Origin of the sequence: Pseudomonas sp. BJa5, assembly GCF_030272875.2 — a bacterium.
Classification (GTDB): Bacteria; Pseudomonadota; Gammaproteobacteria; order Pseudomonadales; family Pseudomonadaceae; genus Aquipseudomonas.
This window is the reverse complement of sequence record NZ_JALRNG020000010.1, coordinates 23,149-42,317: the sequence shown is the minus strand read 5'-3', so window position 1 is coordinate 42,317 and position 19,169 is coordinate 23,149. Positions and strand designations below refer to the sequence as shown.

The window sequence follows — 19,169 nt, the reverse complement described above, 5'->3', positions numbered from 1 at the left end:
GATAACTGTTTCGCGGGGCAAGCCCGCTCCTACGGTCAGCGGGCTTGCCCCGCGATCCTCGATCAAGGACGACGCAATAAAAAAGGCTGCCCGAGGGCAGCCTTTTTGCGTTCGGCGCAATGGCTTACTTGCGGTCTTCCAGCTTGGTGATGTCGCGCGACTCGTAGCCGGTGTACAGCTGGCGAGGGCGGCCGATCTTGTACGGGCTGGAGAGCATTTCCTTCCAGTGCGAGATCCAGCCGACGGTCCGCGCCAGGGCGAAGATCACGGTGAACATGCTGGTTGGAATGCCGATCGCCTTGAGGATGATCCCTGAGTAGAAGTCGACGTTCGGATACAGCGAGCGCTCGATGAAGTACGGATCGGTCAGGGCGATCTCTTCCAGGCGCATGGCCAGTTCCAGCTGCGGGTCGTTCTTGATGCCCAGCTCGCGCAGGACTTCGTCGCAGGTCTGCTTCATCACGGTGGCGCGCGGGTCGCGGTTCTTGTAGACGCGATGACCGAAGCCCATCAGCTTGAACGGATCGTTCTTGTCCTTGGCCTTGGCGATGAACTTGTCGATGTTCGAGACATCGCCGATTTCATCGAGCATGGTCAGTACCGCTTCGTTGGCGCCGCCGTGGGCAGGGCCCCACAGTGCAGCGATACCGGCGGCGATACAGGCGAACGGGTTGGCGCCGGAGGAGCCTGCCAGACGAACGGTCGAAGTCGATGCGTTCTGCTCGTGATCGGCGTGGAGGATGAAGATCCGGTCCATTGCCTTGGCCAGCACCGGGCTGATCGGTTTGATCTCGCACGGGGTGTTGAACATCATGTGCAGGAAGTTTTCCGCGTACGACAGGTCGTTGCGCGGGTACATCATGGGTTGGCCCATGGAGTACTTGTACACCATCGCTGCCAGGGTCGGCATCTTGGCGACCAGGCGGACCGCGGAGATTTCGCGGTGCTGCGGGTTATTGATGTCCAGCGAGTCGTGGTAGAACGCCGACAGGGCGCCGACCACGCCGCACATGACGGCCATCGGGTGGGCGTCGCGGCGGAAGCCGTTGAAGAAGGACTTCAACTGCTCGTGCACCATGGTGTGGTTCTTCACGGTGCTGACGAACTGGGCCTTCTGCTCGGCGTTCGGCAATTCGCCGTTGAGCAGCAGGTAGCAGGTCTCGAGGTAGTCGGACTTCTCGGCGAGCTGCTCGATCGGGTAGCCGCGATGCAGCAGGATGCCCTTGTCGCCATCAATATAGGTGATCTTCGACTCGCAGGATGCGGTCGCCATGAAACCAGGGTCGAAAGTGAAGTGACCCGTGGCCCCCAACCCTCTAACGTCGATAACATCGGGACCAACGGTGCCGGTTAAAATGGGCAGCTCGACGGGGGCTGCGCCCTCGATGACCAACTGCGCTTTTTTGTCAGCCATGTGGCCTCCTATTAATGCTTGAAATCATCAGACAGACCCCCCACGCAGGGCCCGCACCACTATAGTGAGATAAATTCGAATGTCAATTTGCCTAAAGCACGGTTGTAATGGGCTTTGGGCGCCATTTTTCCGCGAAATTGACGGCCATTTACGCCTTTTATGCGCTAAAGGCAATGCGCTATTTGGGCTAGGGCCTTGCGTTGTCATTAGTAGCCTAACTGTCTATAATCGGCCCCCGACCGCCAGGGGCTTGCAAGCCCGTGTTGCTGGGGTCGTCACTCCCTGGGTGGTGGGTACCTGACCAGTACACTTACCAACAACTTTGCCCTGCTTGCTAGGGGCTCTTCAGTGTGAAAAAAGCCGTGAAAAGCCAACGACCTGTAAACCTAGACCTAAGGACCATCAAACTCCCCATTACCGGCGTTACGTCATTTCTTCACCGTGTTTCCGGCATCATCCTCTTCCTGGGCCTTGGCTTCATGCTTTATGCATTGGGCAAATCCCTGGGTTCGGAGGAAGGTTTCGCCGAGGTGAAGGCATGCTTGACCAGTCCGCTGGCCAAGTTCGTGGCATGGGGCCTCCTGTCCGCCTTGCTGTATCACTTGGTAGCCGGTGTGCGCCACTTGATCATGGACATGGGCATCGGTGAAACGCTGGAAGGCGGCCGACTGGGCTCGAAAATTATCATCGCCGTCTCCGTGGTGGTGATTGTGCTGGCAGGAGTTTGGATATGGTAACCAACGTCACGAACCTCTCGCGTTCGGGCCTCTATGACTGGATGGCGCAGCGCGTTTCTGCGGTCGTTCTCGCGGCTTATTTCATTTTCCTGATCGGATACCTGGTCGCGCACCCGGGCATCGAGTTTGCCCAGTGGCACGCTCTGTTCTCCAACAACGCGATGCGTATCTTCAGTCTGCTGGCCCTCGTTGCCCTGGGCGCCCACGCCTGGGTCGGCATGTGGACCATTGCCACTGACTACCTGACGCCGATGGCGCTGGGCAAGTCGGCGACTGCCGTACGTTTCCTGTTCCAGGCGGTATGTGGTGTCGCGATGTTCGCGTACTTCGTCTGGGGTGTGCAGATTCTCTGGGGTATCTGATTCATGGCTAACATTCCTACGATTACTTTCGACGCCATCATCATTGGTGGCGGCGGTGCCGGCATGCGCGCTGCGCTGCAGCTGGCCCAGGGCGGTCACAAGACTGCCGTGATCACCAAGGTCTTCCCGACCCGTTCGCACACTGTATCGGCCCAGGGTGGCATCACCTGCGCCATCGCTTCGGCCGACCCGAACGATGACTGGCGCTGGCACATGTACGATACCGTCAAGGGTTCCGACTACATCGGTGACCAGGACGCTATCGAATACATGTGTCAGGAAGGCCCGGCTGCGGTCTTCGAACTGGATCACATGGGTCTGCCGTTCTCGCGTACCGAAACCGGCCGTATCTACCAGCGTCCGTTCGGTGGTCAGTCCAAGGACTACGGTAAAGGTGGCCAGGCCGCCCGTACCTGCGCCGCTTCCGACCGTACCGGTCACGCGCTGCTGCACACCCTGTACCAGGGCAACCTGAAGGCAGGTACCACCTTCCTGAACGAGTACTACGCCGTAGACCTGGTGAAAAACCAGGAAGGCGCATTCGTCGGTGTGATCGCGATCTGCATCGAAACCGGCGAAACCCTGTACATCAAATCCAAGGCCACCGTACTGGCCACCGGTGGTGCAGGCCGTATCTACTCGTCCACCACCAACGCCCTGATCAACACTGGCGACGGTATCGGCATGGCCCTGCGTGCAGGCGTTCCGGTTCAGGACATCGAAATGTGGCAGTTCCACCCGACCGGCATCGCCGGCGCCGGTGTACTGGTTACCGAAGGCTGCCGTGGTGAGGGTGGTTACCTCATCAACAAGCACGGCGAGCGTTTCATGGAGCGCTATGCGCCTAACGCCAAGGACCTCGCTGGTCGTGACGTTGTGGCCCGTTCCATGGTCAAAGAGATCATCGCCGGCAACGGCTGTGGCCCTAACGGCGACCACGTGATGCTCAAGCTCGACCACCTGGGTGAAGAAGTACTGCACAGCCGCCTGCCAGGCATCTGTGAACTGTCCAAGACTTTCGCTCACGTCGACCCTGTCGTCGCTCCGGTTCCGGTCGTTCCAACCTGCCACTACATGATGGGCGGCGTTGCCACCAACATTCATGGCCAGGCAATGACCCAGGACGCCGATGGCGTAGACCAGGTCATCCCGGGTCTGTTCGCTGTAGGTGAAGTGGCGTGCGTATCGGTTCACGGTGCCAACCGCCTGGGCGGTAACTCGCTGCTCGACCTGGTTGTTTTCGGTCGCGCTGCCGGCCTGCACCTGGAAAAAGCGCTGTCCGACGGTATCGAATACCTCGACGCCAGCGACACCGACATCGATGTTGCCCTGAGCCGCCTGAACAAGCTCAACGAGCGCAACACCGGCGAAGACGTGGCTACCCTGCGTCGCGAGCTGCAAAGCTGCATGCAGAACTACTTCGGTGTATTCCGTACCGGCGAATACATGCAGAAGGGTATCGAGCAACTGGCTCAACTGCGCGAGCGTATCGCCAACGTCAAGATCAACGACAAGTCCCAGGCCTTCAACACCGCGCGTATCGAAGCGCTGGAGCTGCAGAACCTGCTGGAAGTCGCTGAAGCCACTGCAATCGCTGCAGAAGTTCGTAAAGAGTCCCGCGGTGCCCACGCCCGTGAAGACTACGAAGACCGTGACGACGAAAACTGGCTGTGCCACACCCTGTACTTCCCGGGCGAAAAACGCGTTGCCAAGCGCGCCGTCAACTTCGCGCCGAAAACCGTACCGGCGTTCGAGCCAAAAGTCCGGACTTACTAAGGGGTGGTCGCTATGTTGCAAGTCGAAGTCTATCGTTACAACCCCGATACCGACTCTGCGCCGAAGATGCAGACGTTCCAGGTCGATACCGGTGGCAAGGACCTGATGGTGCTGGATGTATTGGCACTGATCAAAGAACAGGATGAAGGTTTCTCGTATCGTCGTTCCTGCCGCGAGGGCGTTTGCGGCTCCGACGGCATGAACATCAACGGCAAGAACGGCCTGGCCTGCATCACGCCGCTGTCGGCAGTGGTCAAGCGCAACAAGCTGATCATCCGTCCGTTGCCTGGATTGCCGGTCATTCGTGACCTGGTCGTCGATATGAGCATCTTCTACAAGCAGTACGAGAAGGTGAAACCCTTCCTGCAGAACGACACGCCGGCTCCGGCCATCGAGCGTCTGCAGTCGCCGGAAGAACGTGACAAGCTGGACGGTCTGTACGAGTGCATCCTGTGCGCTTGCTGCTCGACTTCCTGCCCGTCGTTCTGGTGGAACCCTGACAAGTTCCTCGGTCCAGCTGCACTGCTGCAGGCCTATCGCTTCCTGGCCGACAGCCGTGACACCAAGACCCAGGAGCGTCTGGCTTCGCTGGATGACCCGTTCAGCGTATTCCGTTGCCGCGGAATCATGAACTGCGTGAACGTTTGCCCGAAAGGTCTGAACCCGACCAAGGCAATCGGTCACGTACGTAACATGCTGCTGCAAAGCGGTACCTGATTTTAAAAGTGTTGTACCCGTAGTACGCCGAGGTGCGGGCCCTTGCCCGCACCAAGGTGCAACCCGAGCGAAGGCGCACAATGCCTGAGCTTTTACCTATGAAGATATGAGACCAGCAGGGGCTTCCGGGCTGGTACCCGGAAAATCTGTGGGATCCTTGGTGGCTTGGTTCGGTCGCTGCATCAGGACTTTTCCAGGCTTGCTTTGGCTCTCGCCGATCCGTCCCCTAACCGAGGGTGACCAAGCATGCAAGAAAGCGTGATGCAGCGCATGTGGGAAAGCGCCCACCTTTCAGGTGGTAACGCTGCATATGTGGAAGAGCTTTATGAGCTCTACCTGCACGACCCTAACGCTGTGCCAGAAGAGTGGCGCACTTACTTCCAGAAGTTGCCCGCCGAAGGCAGCACCGCTACCGATGTATCGCACTCGACGATCCGCGACCATTTCGTACTGCTGGCAAAGAACCAGCGCCGCGCCCAACCGGTTTCCGCCGGCAGCGTGAGCAGTGAACACGAGAAGAAGCAGGTTGAAGTACTGCGACTGATCCAGGCCTACCGTATGCGCGGCCACCAAGCCGCCAAGCTCGACCCCCTGGGGTTGTGGCAGCGCCCTGCGCCTGTAGACCTGTCGATCAATCACTACGGCTTGACCAATGCCGATCTTGATACGACCTTCCGTGCCGGCGACCTGTTCATCGGCAAAGAGGAAGCGAGCCTACGCGAAATTTTCGACGCTTTGCAGCAGACATATTGCCGCACCATTGGCGCCGAGTTCACCCACATCGTCGACTCCGAGCAGCGCAGCTGGTTCCAGCAGCGTCTGGAGAGCGTTCGTGGGCGTCCGACCGTATCGGCCGACGTGCAGAGCCACCTGCTCGAGCGCGTGACCGCTGCTGAAGGTCTGGAAAAATACCTGGGTACCAAATACCCGGGCACCAAGCGTTTCGGCCTGGAAGGCGGCGAGAGCCTGATTCCAATGCTGGACGAGCTGATTCAACGTTCCGGTTCCTACGGCACCAAGGAAGTTGTCATCGGCATGGCCCACCGTGGCCGTCTCAACGTGCTGGTCAACACCTTCGGCAAGAACCCGCGCGACCTGTTCGACGAGTTCGAAGGCAAGAAGAAGGTCGAGCTGGGCTCCGGTGACGTTAAATACCACCAGGGCTTCTCGTCCAACGTGATGACCAGTGGCGGTGAAGTTCACCTGGCCATGGCGTTCAACCCCTCCCACCTGGAAATCGTCTCGCCAGTGGTGGAAGGTTCGGTTCGCGCCCGTCAGGATCGCCGCAACGACACCATCGGTGACAAGGTCCTGCCGATTTCCATCCACGGTGACGCGGCATTCGCCGGTCAGGGCGTGGTCATGGAAACCTTCCAGATGTCGCAGACCCGCGGTTTCAAGACCGGCGGTACCGTGCACATCGTGATCAACAACCAGGTTGGTTTCACCATCAGCAACCCGCTGGACTCGCGTTCCACCGAGTACTGCACTGACGTCGCCAAGATGATTCAGGCGCCGATCCTGCACGTCAACGGTGATGATCCGGAAGCGGTGCTGTTCGTGACCCAGCTGGCGGTCGACTACCGCATGCAGTTCAAGCGTGACGTGGTCATCGACCTGGTCTGCTACCGTCGTCGCGGCCACAACGAGGCCGACGAGCCGAACGGCACCCAGCCGCTGATGTACCAGCAGATCACCAAGCAGCGCACCACTCGCGAGCTGTACGCCGAGAGCCTGATCAAGGCCGGCCGTCTGGATGCCGAACGCGTCCAGGCCAAGATCGACGAGTACCGCAACGCCCTGGACAACGGCCTGCACGTGGTCAAGAGCCTGGTCAAGGAGCCGAACAAAGAGCTGTTCGTCGACTGGCGTCCCTACCTGGGCCACGCCTGGACCGCGCGTCACGACACCCGCTTCGATCTGAAGACCCTGCAGGAACTGTCGGCCAAACTGCTGGAACTGCCGGAAGGTTTCGTGGTTCAGCGTCAGGTTTCGAAGATCTACGAAGACCGCCAGAAGATGCAGGCCGGTGGCTTGCCGATCAACTGGGGCTACGCCGAAACCATGGCCTACGCGACCTTGCTGTTCGAAGGTCACCCGATCCGCATGACCGGCCAGGATATCGGTCGCGGCACCTTCTCTCACCGCCATGCGGTGTTGCACAACCAGAAGGACGCCAGCACCTACCTGCCACTGAAGAACCTGTTCGACGGTCAGCCGAAGTTCGACCTGTACGACTCCTTCCTCTCGGAAGAAGCGGTACTGGCCTTCGAATACGGCTACTCCACCACCACGCCGAACGCGCTGGTGATCTGGGAAGCCCAGTTCGGCGACTTCGCCAACGGCGCCCAGGTGGTTGTCGACCAGTTCATCACCAGCGGCGAGCACAAGTGGGGCCGCCTGTGCGGTCTGACCATGCTGCTGCCACACGGTTATGAAGGGCAGGGGCCTGAGCACTCCTCGGCACGTCTGGAGCGTTACCTGCAGCTGTGCGCCGAGCACAACGTCCAGGTCTGCGTACCGACCACGCCGGCTCAGATCTACCACCTGCTGCGTCGCCAGGTCATCCGTCCGCTGCGCAAGCCGCTGATCGTACTGACGCCGAAGTCGCTGCTGCGCCACAAGCTGGCCATCTCGACCCTGGAAGAACTGGCCGAAGGCTCGTTCCAGACCGTGATCCCGGAAATCGATACCCTCGATCCGAAAAAGGTCACTCGCCTGGTCCTGTGCTCGGGCAAGGTCTACTACGATCTGCTGGAAAAACGCCGTGCCGAAGGCCGCGAAGACATCGCCATCGTGCGTATCGAGCAACTGTATCCATTCCCTGAGGACGATCTGGTCGAGATCCTCGCGCCGTACACCAATCTCAAGGATGCGGTGTGGTGCCAGGAAGAGCCGATGAACCAGGGCGCCTGGTACAGCAGCCAGCACCACATGCGTCGTATCCTGACCCGCCACAATAAAGAGCTGGTCCTGGAATACGCCGGTCGTGATGCGTCTGCAGCGCCAGCCTGTGGCTACGCTTCGATGCACGCCGAGCAGCAGGAAAAACTGCTGCAAGATGCCTTCACCGTTTAATGCCATCGCGCACTAGAAACCGAATTTAAGGAACCACTGATAATGGCTATCGAGATCAAAGCCCCTACTTTCCCGGAATCGGTTGCCGATGGCACCGTTGCCACCTGGCACAAGCAGCCGGGCGAAGCCGTCAAGCGTGACGAGCTGATCGTCGACATCGAGACCGACAAGGTCGTCCTGGAAGTACTGGCTACCGCCGACGGCGTACTGGGCGCTATCGTCAAGGGCGAGGGCGACACCGTCCTGTCCGACGAAGTCCTGGGCTCGATCGTAGAGGGTGGCGCTGCTGCCGCTGCGCCTGCCGCTGCCGCTGCGCCTGCCGCTGCCGCCGCTCCAGCTGCCGCTGCTGCACCGGCTGCCGCCGCTGCTACCGACGAAGACGCCATCGGCGCGCCAGCTGCCCGCAAGCTGGCCGAAGAAAACGGCATCGCCCTGAACAGCATCAAGGGCACCGGTAAAGACGGTCGCATCACCAAGGAAGACGTGGTCGCTGCCATCGAAGCGAAGAAAGCCGCTCCAGCTGCCAAGCCAGCCGCTGCTGCTGCCGCAGCGCCTGTGGTTGTCGCTGCTGGCGATCGCACCGAGAAGCGCGTACCGATGACCCGCCTGCGTGCCAAGGTTGCCGAGCGTCTGGTCGAAGCCCAGTCGAACATGGCCATGCTGACCACCTTCAACGAAGTGGACATGACCGAAGTCATGGCCCTGCGTTCGAAGTACAAGGACCTGTTCGAGAAGACCCACAACGGCGTGCGCCTGGGCTTCATGTCGTTCTTCGTCAAGGCTGCCACCGAGGCGCTGAAGCGCTTCCCGGCTGTCAACGCTTCGATCGACGGTTCCGACATCGTCTACCACGGCTACTCGGACATCGGCGTTGCCGTTTCCAGCGACCGTGGCCTGGTTGTGCCTGTTCTGCGTAATGCCGAGCTGATGAGCCTGGCTGAAATCGAGAACGGCATCGCCACCTTCGGCAAGAAGGCCCGTGACGGCAAGCTGTCGATCGAAGAAATGACCGGCGGTACCTTCACCATCACCAACGGCGGTACTTTCGGTTCGATGATGTCGACCCCGATCGTCAACCCGCCTCAGGCCGCTATCCTGGGCATGCACAACATCATCCAGCGTCCTATGGCCGTCAACGGCCAGGTCGTAATCCGTCCGATGATGTACCTGGCACTGTCCTACGATCACCGCCTGATCGACGGTAAAGAAGCCGTGACCTTCCTGGTGACCATCAAGAACCTGCTGGAAGACCCGGCTCGTCTGCTGCTGGACATCTAAAAAACAGCTGCAAGTTGCAAGCGGCAAGCTTCAGGTAGAAGCCGGTCGTCTTGCAGCTTGCGGCTTGTGGCTTGAAGCTAAAAGGAATCTTTTATGACCCAGAAATTCGACGTGGTAGTGATTGGCGCAGGCCCTGGCGGCTACGTAGCTGCAATCAAGGCCGCCCAGCTCGGTCTGAGCACTGCCTGTATCGAGAAGTACACTGACGGCGAAGGCAAACTGGCCCTCGGCGGTACCTGCCTGAACGTGGGTTGCATTCCGTCCAAGGCGCTGCTGGACAGCTCCTGGAAGTACAAGGAAGCCAAAGAGAGCTTCAACGTTCACGGTATCTCCACCGGCGAAGTCAAGATGGACGTCGCTGCGATGGTTGGCCGCAAGGCTGGCATCGTCAAGAACCTGACCGGCGGTGTTGCCACCCTGTTCAAGGCCAACGGCGTTACTTCGATCCAGGGCCACGGCAAGCTGCTGGCCGGCAAGAAAGTCGAAGTCACCAAGGCTGACGGCACTACCGAAATCATCGAAGCCGAGAACGTGATCCTGGCCTCCGGCTCGCGTCCGATCGACATTCCACCGGCTCCGGTCGACCAGAACGTCATCGTCGACTCCACCGGCGCCCTGGAATTCCAGGCCGTGCCGAAGCGCCTGGGCGTCATCGGTGCTGGCGTCATCGGTCTGGAACTGGGTTCGGTCTGGGCTCGCCTGGGTGCCGAAGTCACCGTCCTGGAAGCCCTGGACACCTTCCTGATGGCTGCCGATACCGCAGTCTCCAAGGAAGCCCTGAAGACCCTGACCAAGCAAGGTCTGGACATCAAGCTGGGCGCTCGCGTGACCGGCTCCAAGGTCAACGGCGCTGAAGTCGAAGTGACCTACACCGACGCCAACGGCGAGCAGAAGATCACCTTCGACAAGCTGATCGTTGCGGTCGGCCGTCGTCCGGTGACCACCGATCTGCTGGCTGCCGACAGCGGCGTGACCATCGACGAGCGTGGTTTCATCTTCGTCGACGATCACTGCGCTACCAGCGTACCGGGCGTCTACGCCATCGGTGACGTGGTTCGCGGCATGATGCTGGCACACAAGGCCTCGGAAGAGGGCATCATGGTCGTCGAGCGCATCAAGGGCCACAAAGCCCAGATGAACTACGACCTGATCCCGTCGGTTATCTACACCCACCCGGAAATCGCGTGGGTCGGTAAAACCGAACAAACCTTGAAGGCTGAAGGCGTTGAGGTTAACGTGGGCACCTTCCCGTTCGCGGCCAGCGGCCGTGCGATGGCGGCCAACGACACCGGTGGTTTCGTCAAGGTCATCGCCGATGCCAAGACCGACCGCGTTCTGGGTGTGCACGTGATTGGCCCATCGGCTGCCGAACTGGTGCAGCAGGGTGCAATCGCAATGGAATTCGGCACCAGCGCCGAAGACCTGGGCATGATGGTTTTCTCCCATCCGACCCTGTCCGAAGCGCTGCATGAAGCCGCTCTGGCCGTGAATGGCGGTGCCATCCACGTTGCCAACCGTAAGAAGCGTTAAACAATAAGAAACCACGGCGGACAGCCCGTCGTGAGTCTTGCGTGCATGGCTCACCGCGGAACGTCCGCCGGACTCGAACTCCCGGAGCATACCGGGGGCAAGTGGTCACAGGTGGCGCGGCACCCCTCAGGGGCGCAGCGCCGAAGCGCAGTACCTAACGAAGACGGTAAAAAGCATGAATCTTCACGAGTATCAGGGTAAGCAGCTGTTCGCTGAATACGGCCTGCCAGTTTCCAAGGGTTTCGCAGTCGACACCCCTGAAGCTGCAGCAGAAGCCTGCGAAAAAATCGGCGGTACCGAGTGGGTTGTCAAAGCCCAGGTCCACGCCGGTGGTCGCGGTAAAGCGGGCGGCGTCAAGCTGGTTCGCAGCAAGGAAGACGCCAAGGCGTTCGCTGCGCAATGGTTGGGCAAGCGTCTGGTCACCTACCAGACTGACGCCAACGGTCAGCCGGTTTCCAAGATCCTGGTCGAATCCTGCACTGACATCGCCAAAGAGCTGTACCTGGGCGCTGTAGTCGACCGTTCGAGCCGTCGCATCGTGTTCATGGCCTCCACCGAAGGTGGCGTGGACATCGAGAAAGTCGCTCACGACACTCCTGAGAAGATCATCAAGGCTACTATCGATCCACTGGTCGGCGCTCAGCCGTTCCAGGGTCGTGAACTGGCTTTCCAGCTGGGTCTGGAAGGCAAGCAAGTTGCTCAGTTCGCCAAGATTTTCGTCGGCCTGGCCAAGCTGTTCCAGGACCACGACCTGGCCCTGCTGGAAGTCAACCCGCTGGTGATCAAGGCTGACGGCGATCTGCATTGCCTGGATGCCAAGATCAACATCGACGCCAACGCCATGTACCGTCAGCCTAAGCTGAAAACCTTCCACGACCCGTCCCAGGACGATCCTCGTGAAGCCCACGCTGCCAGCTTCGAGCTGAACTACGTGGCCCTGGAAGGCAACATCGGCTGCATGGTCAACGGTGCCGGCCTGGCCATGGGTACCATGGACATCGTCAACCTGCACGGCGGCAAGCCAGCCAACTTCCTCGACGTAGGTGGTGGTGCTACCAAAGAGCGCGTTACCGAAGCCTTCAAGATCATTCTGTCCGACAGCAATGTCGCGGCCGTTCTGGTCAACATCTTCGGCGGCATCGTTCGCTGCGACATGATTGCCGAAGGCATCATCGGCGCGGTGAAAGAAGTCGGCGTTAAAGTGCCGGTTGTTGTTCGCCTGGAAGGTAACAACGCTGAACTGGGTGCTAAAGTACTGGCAGAAAGCGGTTTGAACATCATTGCGGCAACCAGCCTGACCGACGCTGCTCAACAAGTTGTCAAAGCTGCGGAGGGCAAGTAATGAGCGTCCTGATCAATAAAGACACCAAAGTCATCTGCCAGGGCTTCACCGGCTCGCAGGGTACTTTCCACTCCGAACAAGCCATCGCCTACGGCACCAAGATGGTTGGCGGCGTGACTCCGGGCAAGGGCGGCACCACTCACCTGGGCCTGCCAGTGTTCAACACCGTTAAAGAAGCCGTTGCGGCGACCGGTGCTGACGCTTCGGTGATCTACGTTCCGGCTCCTTTCTGCAAGGACTCGATCCTGGAAGCGGCATTCGGCGGCATCAAGCTGATCGTCTGCATCACCGAAGGCATTCCTACCCTGGACATGCTGGATGCCAAGGTCAAGTGCGACGAGCTGGGTGTTACCCTGATCGGCCCTAACTGCCCAGGCGTCATCACTCCGGGCGAGTGCAAGATCGGCATCATGCCAGGCCACATCCACCTGCCAGGCAAGGTCGGTATCGTTTCCCGTTCCGGCACCCTGACCTACGAAGCGGTCAAGCAGACCACTGACGCCGGTTTCGGTCAGTCCACCTGCGTCGGTATCGGTGGCGACCCGATCCCGGGCTCCAACTTCATCGACATCCTGAAGCTGTTCCAGGAAGACCCGAAGACCGAAGCGATCGTCATGATCGGTGAGATCGGCGGTTCGGCTGAAGAAGAAGCGGCTGCCTACATCAAGGCCAACGTCACCAAGCCTGTGGTTTCCTACATCGCTGGTGTTACCGCTCCTGCGGGCAAGCGTATGGGTCACGCTGGCGCCATCATCTCCGGCGGCAAAGGCACTGCAGACGAGAAATTCGCTGCACTGCAAGACGCTGGTGTGAAAACCGTGCGTTCGCTGGCAGACATCGGCAAGGCCCTGGCCGAGCTGACTGGCTGGGAAGTGAAGAAGTAAGCTTCGGCTGACCTTCGCTTTTTAGCCACAAAGGCCACCTTCGGGTGGCCTTTGTGCTTTCTGCCTCCTGCAGGTTTGATCGGTCCCGGTGGGAGCGGGCTTGCCCCGCGATGCGTTCACCCAGGCGACACAGATATTCGCTCATCGGACAAGCACCGCTCTAACATCGCGTTTCCCCGCCAATTTCGTTACCCTATGCGTTCATCTTGTGCCCGGACCCCAAAAGGGAACGACACGCTAAACGGGCTTGGCTCATCCAGCCAGGCAGCATTTCCCTCACCCAAGGGGAAGTCCCTCTCTAAATCCCGATTTCAGAAGTGTGGTATTTCCTTAATGAAAGTGTTGAAAGGCCAGGACATCCTGGCACTTGGTTTTATGACGTTCGCGTTGTTCGTCGGAGCGGGCAATATCATCTTCCCACCTATCGTCGGCCTGCAGTCCGGTCCTCATGTCTGGATGGCGGCGCTGGGCTTTTTGATCACCGCAGTCGGCCTGCCGGTCATCACCGTGGTCGCCCTGGCCAAGGTCGGTGGTGGCATGGATGCGCTGAGCAGCCCGATCGGCAAGGTCGCCGGTGGCCTGCTGGCCGCCGTGTGCTACCTGTCGGTCGGCCCGCTGTTCGCCACCCCGCGTACGGCAACCGTGTCCTTTGAAGTGGGTGTGGCACCGCTGACCGGCGAAAGCCCGATCGCGCTGTTCATCTACAGCCTGGTGTACTTCCTGGTGGTGCTGGCCGTGTCCATGTACCCCGGCAAGCTGCTCGATACCGTTGGCCGCTTCCTGGCGCCGCTGAAGATCATTGCCCTGGCCGCCCTGGGCATCGCCGCCTTCATGCTGCCAGCCGGCACCATGGGTGACGCGCAGCCGGCCTATGAGGCCTCGGCGTTCTCCCAGGGCTTCATCAATGGCTACCTGACCATGGACACCCTGGGTGCCCTGGTGTTCGGTATCGTCATCGTCAACGCCATCCGCTCGCGTGGTGTCGAGTCGCCGCAGCTGATCACCCGCTATGCCATCATCGCCGGGCTGATCGCCGGTGTCGGCCTGGCGCTGGTGTACATCAGCCTGTTCCGCCTGGGCGCGGGCAGCCATGAGATCGCTGCCGGTGCCAGCAACGGTGCTGCGGTCCTGCACGCCTATGTGCAGCACACCTTCGGCTCCCTGGGCAGCGGCTTCCTCGCTGTCCTGATCGCCCTGGCCTGCCTGGTCACTGCCGTGGGCCTGACCTGTGCCTGCGCCGAGTACTTCAGCCAGGTGCTGCCGTTGTCCTACCGCGCCCTGGTGGTGATCCTGTGCGGTTTCTCGCTGCTGATCTCCAACCTGGGCCTGACCAAGCTGATCATGTTCTCGATTCCGGTCCTGACCGCGATCTACCCACCCTGCATCGTGGTGGTGGGCCTGAGCTTCGTCAAAGAGCTGTGGAACTCCCAGGTGCGCATCCTGGCACCGGTGATGCTGGTGTCGCTGCTGTTCGGCATGATCGACGCCATCAAAGGCACCAGCCTTGCGGCCATGCTGCCCGACGCCTTGTCGCACCTGCCGTTGAGCGACCAGGGCCTGGCCTGGCTGATCCCTTCGGTGCTGACCCTGGCGGCGGCCGTGGTCTGCGACCGCATGCTGGGCAAGCCGCGCGAAGCGCTGGCCTGAGAATAGGTCCAGGCCTCGCATGGGCCACAAGCCATAGCATGCCGGGCAGGACAGATTCCAAGCCCCGTGTCCGAAAGGATGCGGGGCTTTTTCGTTTATCGGGTTCGGACGTGTCTTTTTCTGCTGCTAAGCGTCGAAAGCCGGTGAATGCGCCTTACTGTGCACGAAACCCTTTACCGGAACCTTGAATGAGCTTCGTACAAAGCAATCTGATTCACCTGCTGGCTGCCTGCTGGTTCGTTATCTGCTGGGGCGGCTATACCCGCTACGCCACCTGGAAGGGCCGTGACACCGCGTGCCTGGCCAGCGTGCTGCACCTTTACCGCGAAGACTGGATGCGGCGCATGCTGATGCGCGACAACCGTATTGCCGATGCCAGTGTGATCGGCAACCTTGAGCGCAACGCCTCGTTTTTCGCCTCCAGTACCCTGATTATTCTCGCCGGTATCCTCACCGTGCTCGGTGCTTCGGACCGGGCCGTGTCGTTGTTGGCCGACCTGCCGCTGGTGCAGCAGGCGTCCCAGGGCATGTCGGAGATCAAGCTGCTGTGCCTGGCCACGGTGTTTGTCTATGCCTTCTTCACCTTCAGCTGGTGCATGCGCCAATACAACTTTGCCGCCGTGCTGGTAGGTTCGGCGCCGATGATCGGCGAGCGGCACGTCAGCGAACTGGAGCGCAAGGCCTTCGCCCAGCGCGCCGCGCGAGTGATCTCCATGGCGGCCAACCAGTTCAACTTCGGCCTGCGTTCGTATTACTTCGGCATGGCCATGCTCAGTTGGTTTATCGGGCCATGGTTGTTCATGGCGATGAGTACCGGGGTCGTACTGGTATTGTATCGTCGTGAGTTCCACTCCGATGTGCTCGATGTGATGGTGTTTACCCCCACCGAGCCGCCAGTGGCAGACAACACTAAAGAGGGTGTTATTAACTGAATCGTTTAATCAGTTGTTAACAGTCATAAAAAAACCCGACCGAAGTCGGGTTTTTTCATTCCAGGCCCAAGCTTACTTGGCAGGCTCGGCCGGGGCAGCTGGAGCGGCCGGTGCAGCAGGTGCAGCTTCTTCAGCGGCTTTCTGTTGCGCTTCAGCACTGTCTTTGGCGGCTTCGGCGTTTTCTTTTGCGGCCTCGTTCACTTTATCCTGAGCTTCGTCCATCTTCTGCTGGGCGTTCTCGGTGTGTTGCGCTGCATCCTGAGCTTTGTCTTCGCTGGCTTTATCGCAAGCAGCAAGACCCAGGGCGGCGGCCAGCATTACGGCAAAGGCAAAAGGTTTACGCATGGGGTGTTTCTCCTCGTGGAAATAAGTTACTTGTACCTTTGAACACAAGTAGCCAAGAGAAGTTCCACGGTTGTTAAAGATATATAACTGCCGGATCTATATGGACTTTTTCCCGAGCTTGTGCATTGCCTTGATAACCACAAAGGCGTTAGTGATATGAGCGAGACTTCTTTGCAGGCAATGGCGCAACGGTTTCTTGGTGCATTACCTCATTGTCAGTTATTGCAGATGCGTGTTCATCATGTTGATACCCAGGGCATGACCCTGGTATTGCCGTATTCGGCCAGCATCATTGGCAACCCGCAAACCGGTGCCATTCATGGCGGTGCATTGACCACGCTGATGGATACCACCTGCGGCATGGCCACCCTCTGTGCATTGGCGGAGTTCGAAGTCTGCCCGACCCTGGACCTGCGTATCGACTACATGCACCCGGCCAAGGCCGGTCAGGACATCTATGGCTACGCCCAGTGCTACCGGGTGACCCGCGATGTGATCTTCACCCGCGGCATGGCCTACCAGGATGACCCCGAGCAACCTGTCGCCCAGGTGGTGGGAACCTTCATGCGCCTGGGCAAGGGGGTCAAGGGCGGCCTGAATTTCGGCAACAGTCTCAAGGGGCGCGCGCAATGATTCCGCCAGAGGTTCACCAGCAACTGCGAAAGGCCCATGCCGAAGGCAACTACCAGCCCTTGCTGGCGCTGATTCCCTACGCCGGCCTGATCGGCATCCAGTGCAGTCGCCAGGGCGATGACTTGCTGTTCTGCCTGCCGGCCAACAAGGACAACATCGGCAACCCGTTGCTGCCGGCCATCCATGGAGGTGTCATCGCCGGGTTCATGGAGCTGTCGGCGGCGTTGTACCTGATGATCTTCAGCGAAAGCGCGGCCATTCCGAAAATCATCGATTTCTCCATCGATTACCTGCGCGCCGGGCACTACCGCGACACCTACGCCAGGTGCCAGCTGTGGCGCCAGGGGCGGCGGGTGACCAACGTGGCGATCACCGCCTGGCAGGGCAGCGAGAGCGAGCCGATCGCCACCGCCCGGGCACATTTCAAGATCGAAGAGATGCCCGCGCCCTTGAAATAGCATCCGCTGCCCCCATCTGCAGGACATCCCGCCGTGAAAGCAGGCCCGGGCCGTGGGCCGCCTGCCGAGCGAAACCGCCATCAGATCGGAGTGTTGAAGACCATGAGTGTGGAAACTCAAAAAGAAACCCTGGGCTTCCAGACCGAGGTGAAGCAACTGCTGCACCTCATGATCCATTCCCTGTATTCGAACAAGGAAATCTTCCTGCGGGAGCTGATTTCAAACGCCTCCGACGCGGTCGACAAGCTGCGTTTCGAAGCCCTGGCCAAGCCTGAGCTGCTCGAAGGCGGCGCCGAGCTGAAAATCCGCGTCAGCTTCGACAAGGCGGCCAACACCGTCACCCTCGAAGACAACGGCATCGGCATGAGCCGCGAGGACGTGATCGCGCACCTGGGTACCATCGCCAAGTCCGGCACCGCCGACTTCATGAAGAACCTCACCGGCGACCAGAAGAAGGATTCGCACCTGATCGGTCAGTTCGGCGTGGGCTTCTATTCGGCGTTCATCGTCGCCGACAAGGTCGACGTCTTCAGCCGTCGGGCCGGCCTGCCAGTCGCCGAGGGTGTGCACTGGTCGTCCCGGGGCGAAGGCGAGTTCGAAGTCGCTACCCTCGACAAGCCCGAGCGCGGCACGCGCATTGTCCTGCACCTGAAAAAAGGTGAAGAAGAGTTCGCCGACGGCTGGCGCCTGCGCAATATCGTCAAGAAGTACTCCGACCACATCGCCCTGCCGATCGAGCTGCCCAAGCAGGTCGAAGCCGCCGAAGGCGAAGAAAAACCGGCCGAGGAGTGGGAAACCGTCAACCGTGCCAGCGCCCTGTGGACCCGTCCGCGTACCGAGATCAAGGACGAGGAGTACCAGGAGTTCTACAAGCACATCGGCCACGATTTCGAGAACCCGCTGGCCTGGAGCCACAACAAGGTCGAGGGCAAGCTCGAGTACAACTCGCTGCTGTACGTACCGGCCCGCGCCCCGTTCGACCTGTACCAGCGTGAAGCACCGCGCGGCCTGAAGCTGTACGTGCAGCGCGTGTTCATCATGGACCAGGCCGAGTCGTTCCTGCCGCTGTACCTGCGCTTCATCAAGGGCGTGGTCGATTCCAACGACCTGTCGCTGAACGTGTCGCGCGAGATCCTGCAGAAAGACCCGATCATCGACTCGATGAAGTCGGCCCTGACCAAGCGCGTGCTGGACATGCTCGAGAAGCTGGCCAAGAACGAGCCTGAGCAGTACAAGGGCTTCTGGAAGAACTTTGGCCAGGTAATGAAAGAAGGGCCGGCCGAAGACTTCGCCAACAAGGAAAAAATCGCAGGTCTCCTGCGTTTCGCCTCCACCAGCGACGAAAGCGGCGAGCAGAGCGTTGCCCTGGCCGATTACCTGGCTCGTGCCAAGGAAGGCCAGGACAAGATCTACTTCCTCACTGGCGAGTCCTACGCACAGGTCAAGAACAGCCCGCACCTGGAAGTCTTCCGCAAGAAAGGCATCGAAGTGCTGTTGCTGACCGACCGCATCGACGAGTGGCTGATGAGCTACCTGAGCGAATTCGACGGTAAGAGCTTCGTCGACGTCGCCCGTGGCGACCTGGACCTGGGCAAGCTGGACTCCGAAGAGGACAAGAAAGCCCAGGAAGAAGTGGCCAAGGAAAAAGAAGGCCTGGTCGAGCGCCTCAAGGCGGCCCTGGGCGAAAGCGTCAGCGAAGTGCGCGTGTCGCATCGCTTGACCGACTCGCCGGCGATCCTGGCCATCGGTGAGCAGGACCTGGGCCTGCAGATGCGCCAGATCCTCGAAGCCAGTGGGCAGAAGGTGCCGGACTCCAAGCCGATCTTCGAATTCAACCCGGCCCATCCGCTGATCGAGAAGCTGGACAACGAGCAGAGCGAAGACCGTTTCGCCGACTTCTCGCACATCCTCTTCGATCAGGCCGCCCTGGCGGCGGGTGACAGCTTGAAGGACCCGGCGGCGTACGTTCGTCGCCTGAACAAGCTACTGGTCGAATTGTCGGCTTAAGTAGAGTCAGGAAAGCCCGCTTCGGCGGG

16 protein-coding genes are annotated in these 19,169 nt (G+C 60.1%); 14 read left to right on the top strand and 2 right to left on the bottom strand.

From position 1 onward, the window contains the following. Window positions 1-124: 124 nt before the first annotated feature. Window positions 125-1,414: a citrate synthase gene (gene gltA, locus M2D63_RS08050; RefSeq protein WP_038613122.1), complete on the bottom strand. Its 1,290-nt coding sequence runs from the start codon at window positions 1,412-1,414 to the stop codon at window positions 125-127. Window positions 1,415-1,764: 350 nt separating this feature from the next. Between gltA and sdhC the strand changes: the two genes are divergently transcribed. The 11 genes from sdhC (at window position 1,765) to M2D63_RS07995 (ending at window position 15,697) form a co-directional block, all read left to right on the top strand. Next, a complete protein-coding gene (sdhC, locus tag M2D63_RS08045; RefSeq protein ID WP_174242293.1) occupies window positions 1,765-2,151 on the top strand; it encodes a succinate dehydrogenase, cytochrome b556 subunit in 387 nt (128 codons plus the stop codon). Continuing rightward, window positions 2,145-2,513, top strand: coding sequence for a succinate dehydrogenase, hydrophobic membrane anchor protein (gene sdhD / locus M2D63_RS08040; RefSeq protein WP_028945358.1), 369 nt, complete (start codon window positions 2,145-2,147; stop codon window positions 2,511-2,513). The genes sdhC and sdhD overlap by 7 nt, the downstream gene beginning before the upstream one ends. A gap of 3 nt (window positions 2,514-2,516) precedes the next feature. Continuing rightward, a complete protein-coding gene (gene sdhA, locus M2D63_RS08035) occupies window positions 2,517-4,289 on the top strand; it encodes a succinate dehydrogenase flavoprotein subunit (protein WP_285862324.1) in 1,773 nt (590 codons plus the stop codon). Window positions 4,290-4,301: 12 nt separating this feature from the next. After that, complete coding sequence (locus tag M2D63_RS08030; RefSeq protein WP_285862323.1) at window positions 4,302-5,006, top strand: succinate dehydrogenase iron-sulfur subunit; 705 nt, start codon at window positions 4,302-4,304, stop codon at window positions 5,004-5,006. Between the two features lie 246 nt (window positions 5,007-5,252). Beyond that, window positions 5,253-8,084, top strand: a complete 2,832-nt coding sequence (locus M2D63_RS08025) for a 2-oxoglutarate dehydrogenase E1 component (RefSeq protein ID WP_285862322.1) — start codon at window positions 5,253-5,255, stop codon at window positions 8,082-8,084. A gap of 42 nt (window positions 8,085-8,126) precedes the next feature. Further along, window positions 8,127-9,362, top strand: coding sequence for a 2-oxoglutarate dehydrogenase complex dihydrolipoyllysine-residue succinyltransferase (odhB, locus tag M2D63_RS08020; protein ID WP_285862321.1), 1,236 nt, complete (start codon window positions 8,127-8,129; stop codon window positions 9,360-9,362). 93 nt (window positions 9,363-9,455) lie between these two features. Next, window positions 9,456-10,892 (top strand): dihydrolipoyl dehydrogenase, encoded by a 1,437-nt coding sequence (gene lpdA / locus M2D63_RS08015; RefSeq protein ID WP_107025469.1) that lies wholly within the window; start codon window positions 9,456-9,458, stop codon window positions 10,890-10,892. A 175-nt stretch (window positions 10,893-11,067) separates the two neighbouring features. Continuing rightward, entirely contained in the window at window positions 11,068-12,234 is a 1,167-nt protein-coding gene (gene sucC / locus M2D63_RS08010) for an ADP-forming succinate--CoA ligase subunit beta (RefSeq protein ID WP_285862320.1), read from the top strand. Beyond that, window positions 12,234-13,118 (top strand): succinate--CoA ligase subunit alpha, encoded by an 885-nt coding sequence (gene sucD, locus M2D63_RS08005; protein ID WP_038613108.1) that lies wholly within the window; start codon window positions 12,234-12,236, stop codon window positions 13,116-13,118. Before sucC ends, sucD begins: the two co-directional genes overlap by 1 nt. 333 nt (window positions 13,119-13,451) lie before the next feature. Further along, window positions 13,452-14,765 (top strand): branched-chain amino acid transport system II carrier protein, encoded by a 1,314-nt coding sequence (gene brnQ / locus M2D63_RS08000; RefSeq protein ID WP_285862319.1) that lies wholly within the window; start codon window positions 13,452-13,454, stop codon window positions 14,763-14,765. A 188-nt stretch (window positions 14,766-14,953) separates the two neighbouring features. Beyond that, entirely contained in the window at window positions 14,954-15,697 is a 744-nt protein-coding gene (locus tag M2D63_RS07995) for a DUF599 domain-containing protein (RefSeq protein ID WP_285862318.1), read from the top strand. Between the two features lie 72 nt (window positions 15,698-15,769). On the opposite strand, the gene M2D63_RS07990 is transcribed toward M2D63_RS07995, so the two are convergent. Further along, entirely contained in the window at window positions 15,770-16,042 is a 273-nt protein-coding gene (locus tag M2D63_RS07990) for a hypothetical protein (protein ID WP_285862317.1), read from the bottom strand. A 156-nt stretch (window positions 16,043-16,198) separates the two neighbouring features. Here M2D63_RS07990 and M2D63_RS07985 point away from each other — a divergent pair, with 156 nt between their 5' ends. The 3 genes from M2D63_RS07985 (at window position 16,199) to htpG (ending at window position 19,140) form a co-directional block, all read left to right on the top strand. Further along, on the top strand, window positions 16,199-16,675 hold the full coding sequence (locus M2D63_RS07985) for a PaaI family thioesterase (RefSeq protein WP_285862316.1): 477 nt from the start codon (window positions 16,199-16,201) through the stop codon (window positions 16,673-16,675). Continuing rightward, window positions 16,672-17,133, top strand: a complete 462-nt coding sequence (locus M2D63_RS07980; RefSeq protein WP_285862315.1) for a PaaI family thioesterase — start codon at window positions 16,672-16,674, stop codon at window positions 17,131-17,133. Before M2D63_RS07985 ends, M2D63_RS07980 begins: the two co-directional genes overlap by 4 nt. Window positions 17,134-17,235: 102 nt before the next feature. Beyond that, window positions 17,236-19,140: a molecular chaperone HtpG gene (gene htpG, locus M2D63_RS07975; RefSeq protein ID WP_285862314.1), complete on the top strand. Its 1,905-nt coding sequence runs from the start codon at window positions 17,236-17,238 to the stop codon at window positions 19,138-19,140. The last annotated feature ends 29 nt before the right edge of the window (window positions 19,141-19,169 follow it).

Coding starts and splice junctions, on each gene's coding strand:
- sdhD (WP_028945358.1), top strand. CDS start 2,145: ATGGTAACCAACGTCACGAACCTCTCGCGTTCGGGCCTCTATGACTGG.
- gltA (WP_038613122.1), bottom strand. CDS start 1,414: ATGGCTGACAAAAAAGCGCAGTTGGTCATCGAGGGCGCAGCCCCCGTC.
- sdhA (WP_285862324.1), top strand. CDS start 2,517: ATGGCTAACATTCCTACGATTACTTTCGACGCCATCATCATTGGTGGC.
- odhB (WP_285862321.1), top strand. CDS start 8,127: ATGGCTATCGAGATCAAAGCCCCTACTTTCCCGGAATCGGTTGCCGAT.
- M2D63_RS08025 (WP_285862322.1), top strand. CDS start 5,253: ATGCAAGAAAGCGTGATGCAGCGCATGTGGGAAAGCGCCCACCTTTCA.
- M2D63_RS07995 (WP_285862318.1), top strand. CDS start 14,954: ATGAGCTTCGTACAAAGCAATCTGATTCACCTGCTGGCTGCCTGCTGG.
- M2D63_RS08030 (WP_285862323.1), top strand. CDS start 4,302: ATGTTGCAAGTCGAAGTCTATCGTTACAACCCCGATACCGACTCTGCG.
- lpdA (WP_107025469.1), top strand. CDS start 9,456: ATGACCCAGAAATTCGACGTGGTAGTGATTGGCGCAGGCCCTGGCGGC.
- brnQ (WP_285862319.1), top strand. CDS start 13,452: ATGAAAGTGTTGAAAGGCCAGGACATCCTGGCACTTGGTTTTATGACG.
- M2D63_RS07985 (WP_285862316.1), top strand. CDS start 16,199: ATGAGCGAGACTTCTTTGCAGGCAATGGCGCAACGGTTTCTTGGTGCA.
- htpG (WP_285862314.1), top strand. CDS start 17,236: ATGAGTGTGGAAACTCAAAAAGAAACCCTGGGCTTCCAGACCGAGGTG.
- sucC (WP_285862320.1), top strand. CDS start 11,068: ATGAATCTTCACGAGTATCAGGGTAAGCAGCTGTTCGCTGAATACGGC.
- M2D63_RS07990 (WP_285862317.1), bottom strand. CDS start 16,042: ATGCGTAAACCTTTTGCCTTTGCCGTAATGCTGGCCGCCGCCCTGGGT.
- sucD (WP_038613108.1), top strand. CDS start 12,234: ATGAGCGTCCTGATCAATAAAGACACCAAAGTCATCTGCCAGGGCTTC.
- M2D63_RS07980 (WP_285862315.1), top strand. CDS start 16,672: ATGATTCCGCCAGAGGTTCACCAGCAACTGCGAAAGGCCCATGCCGAA.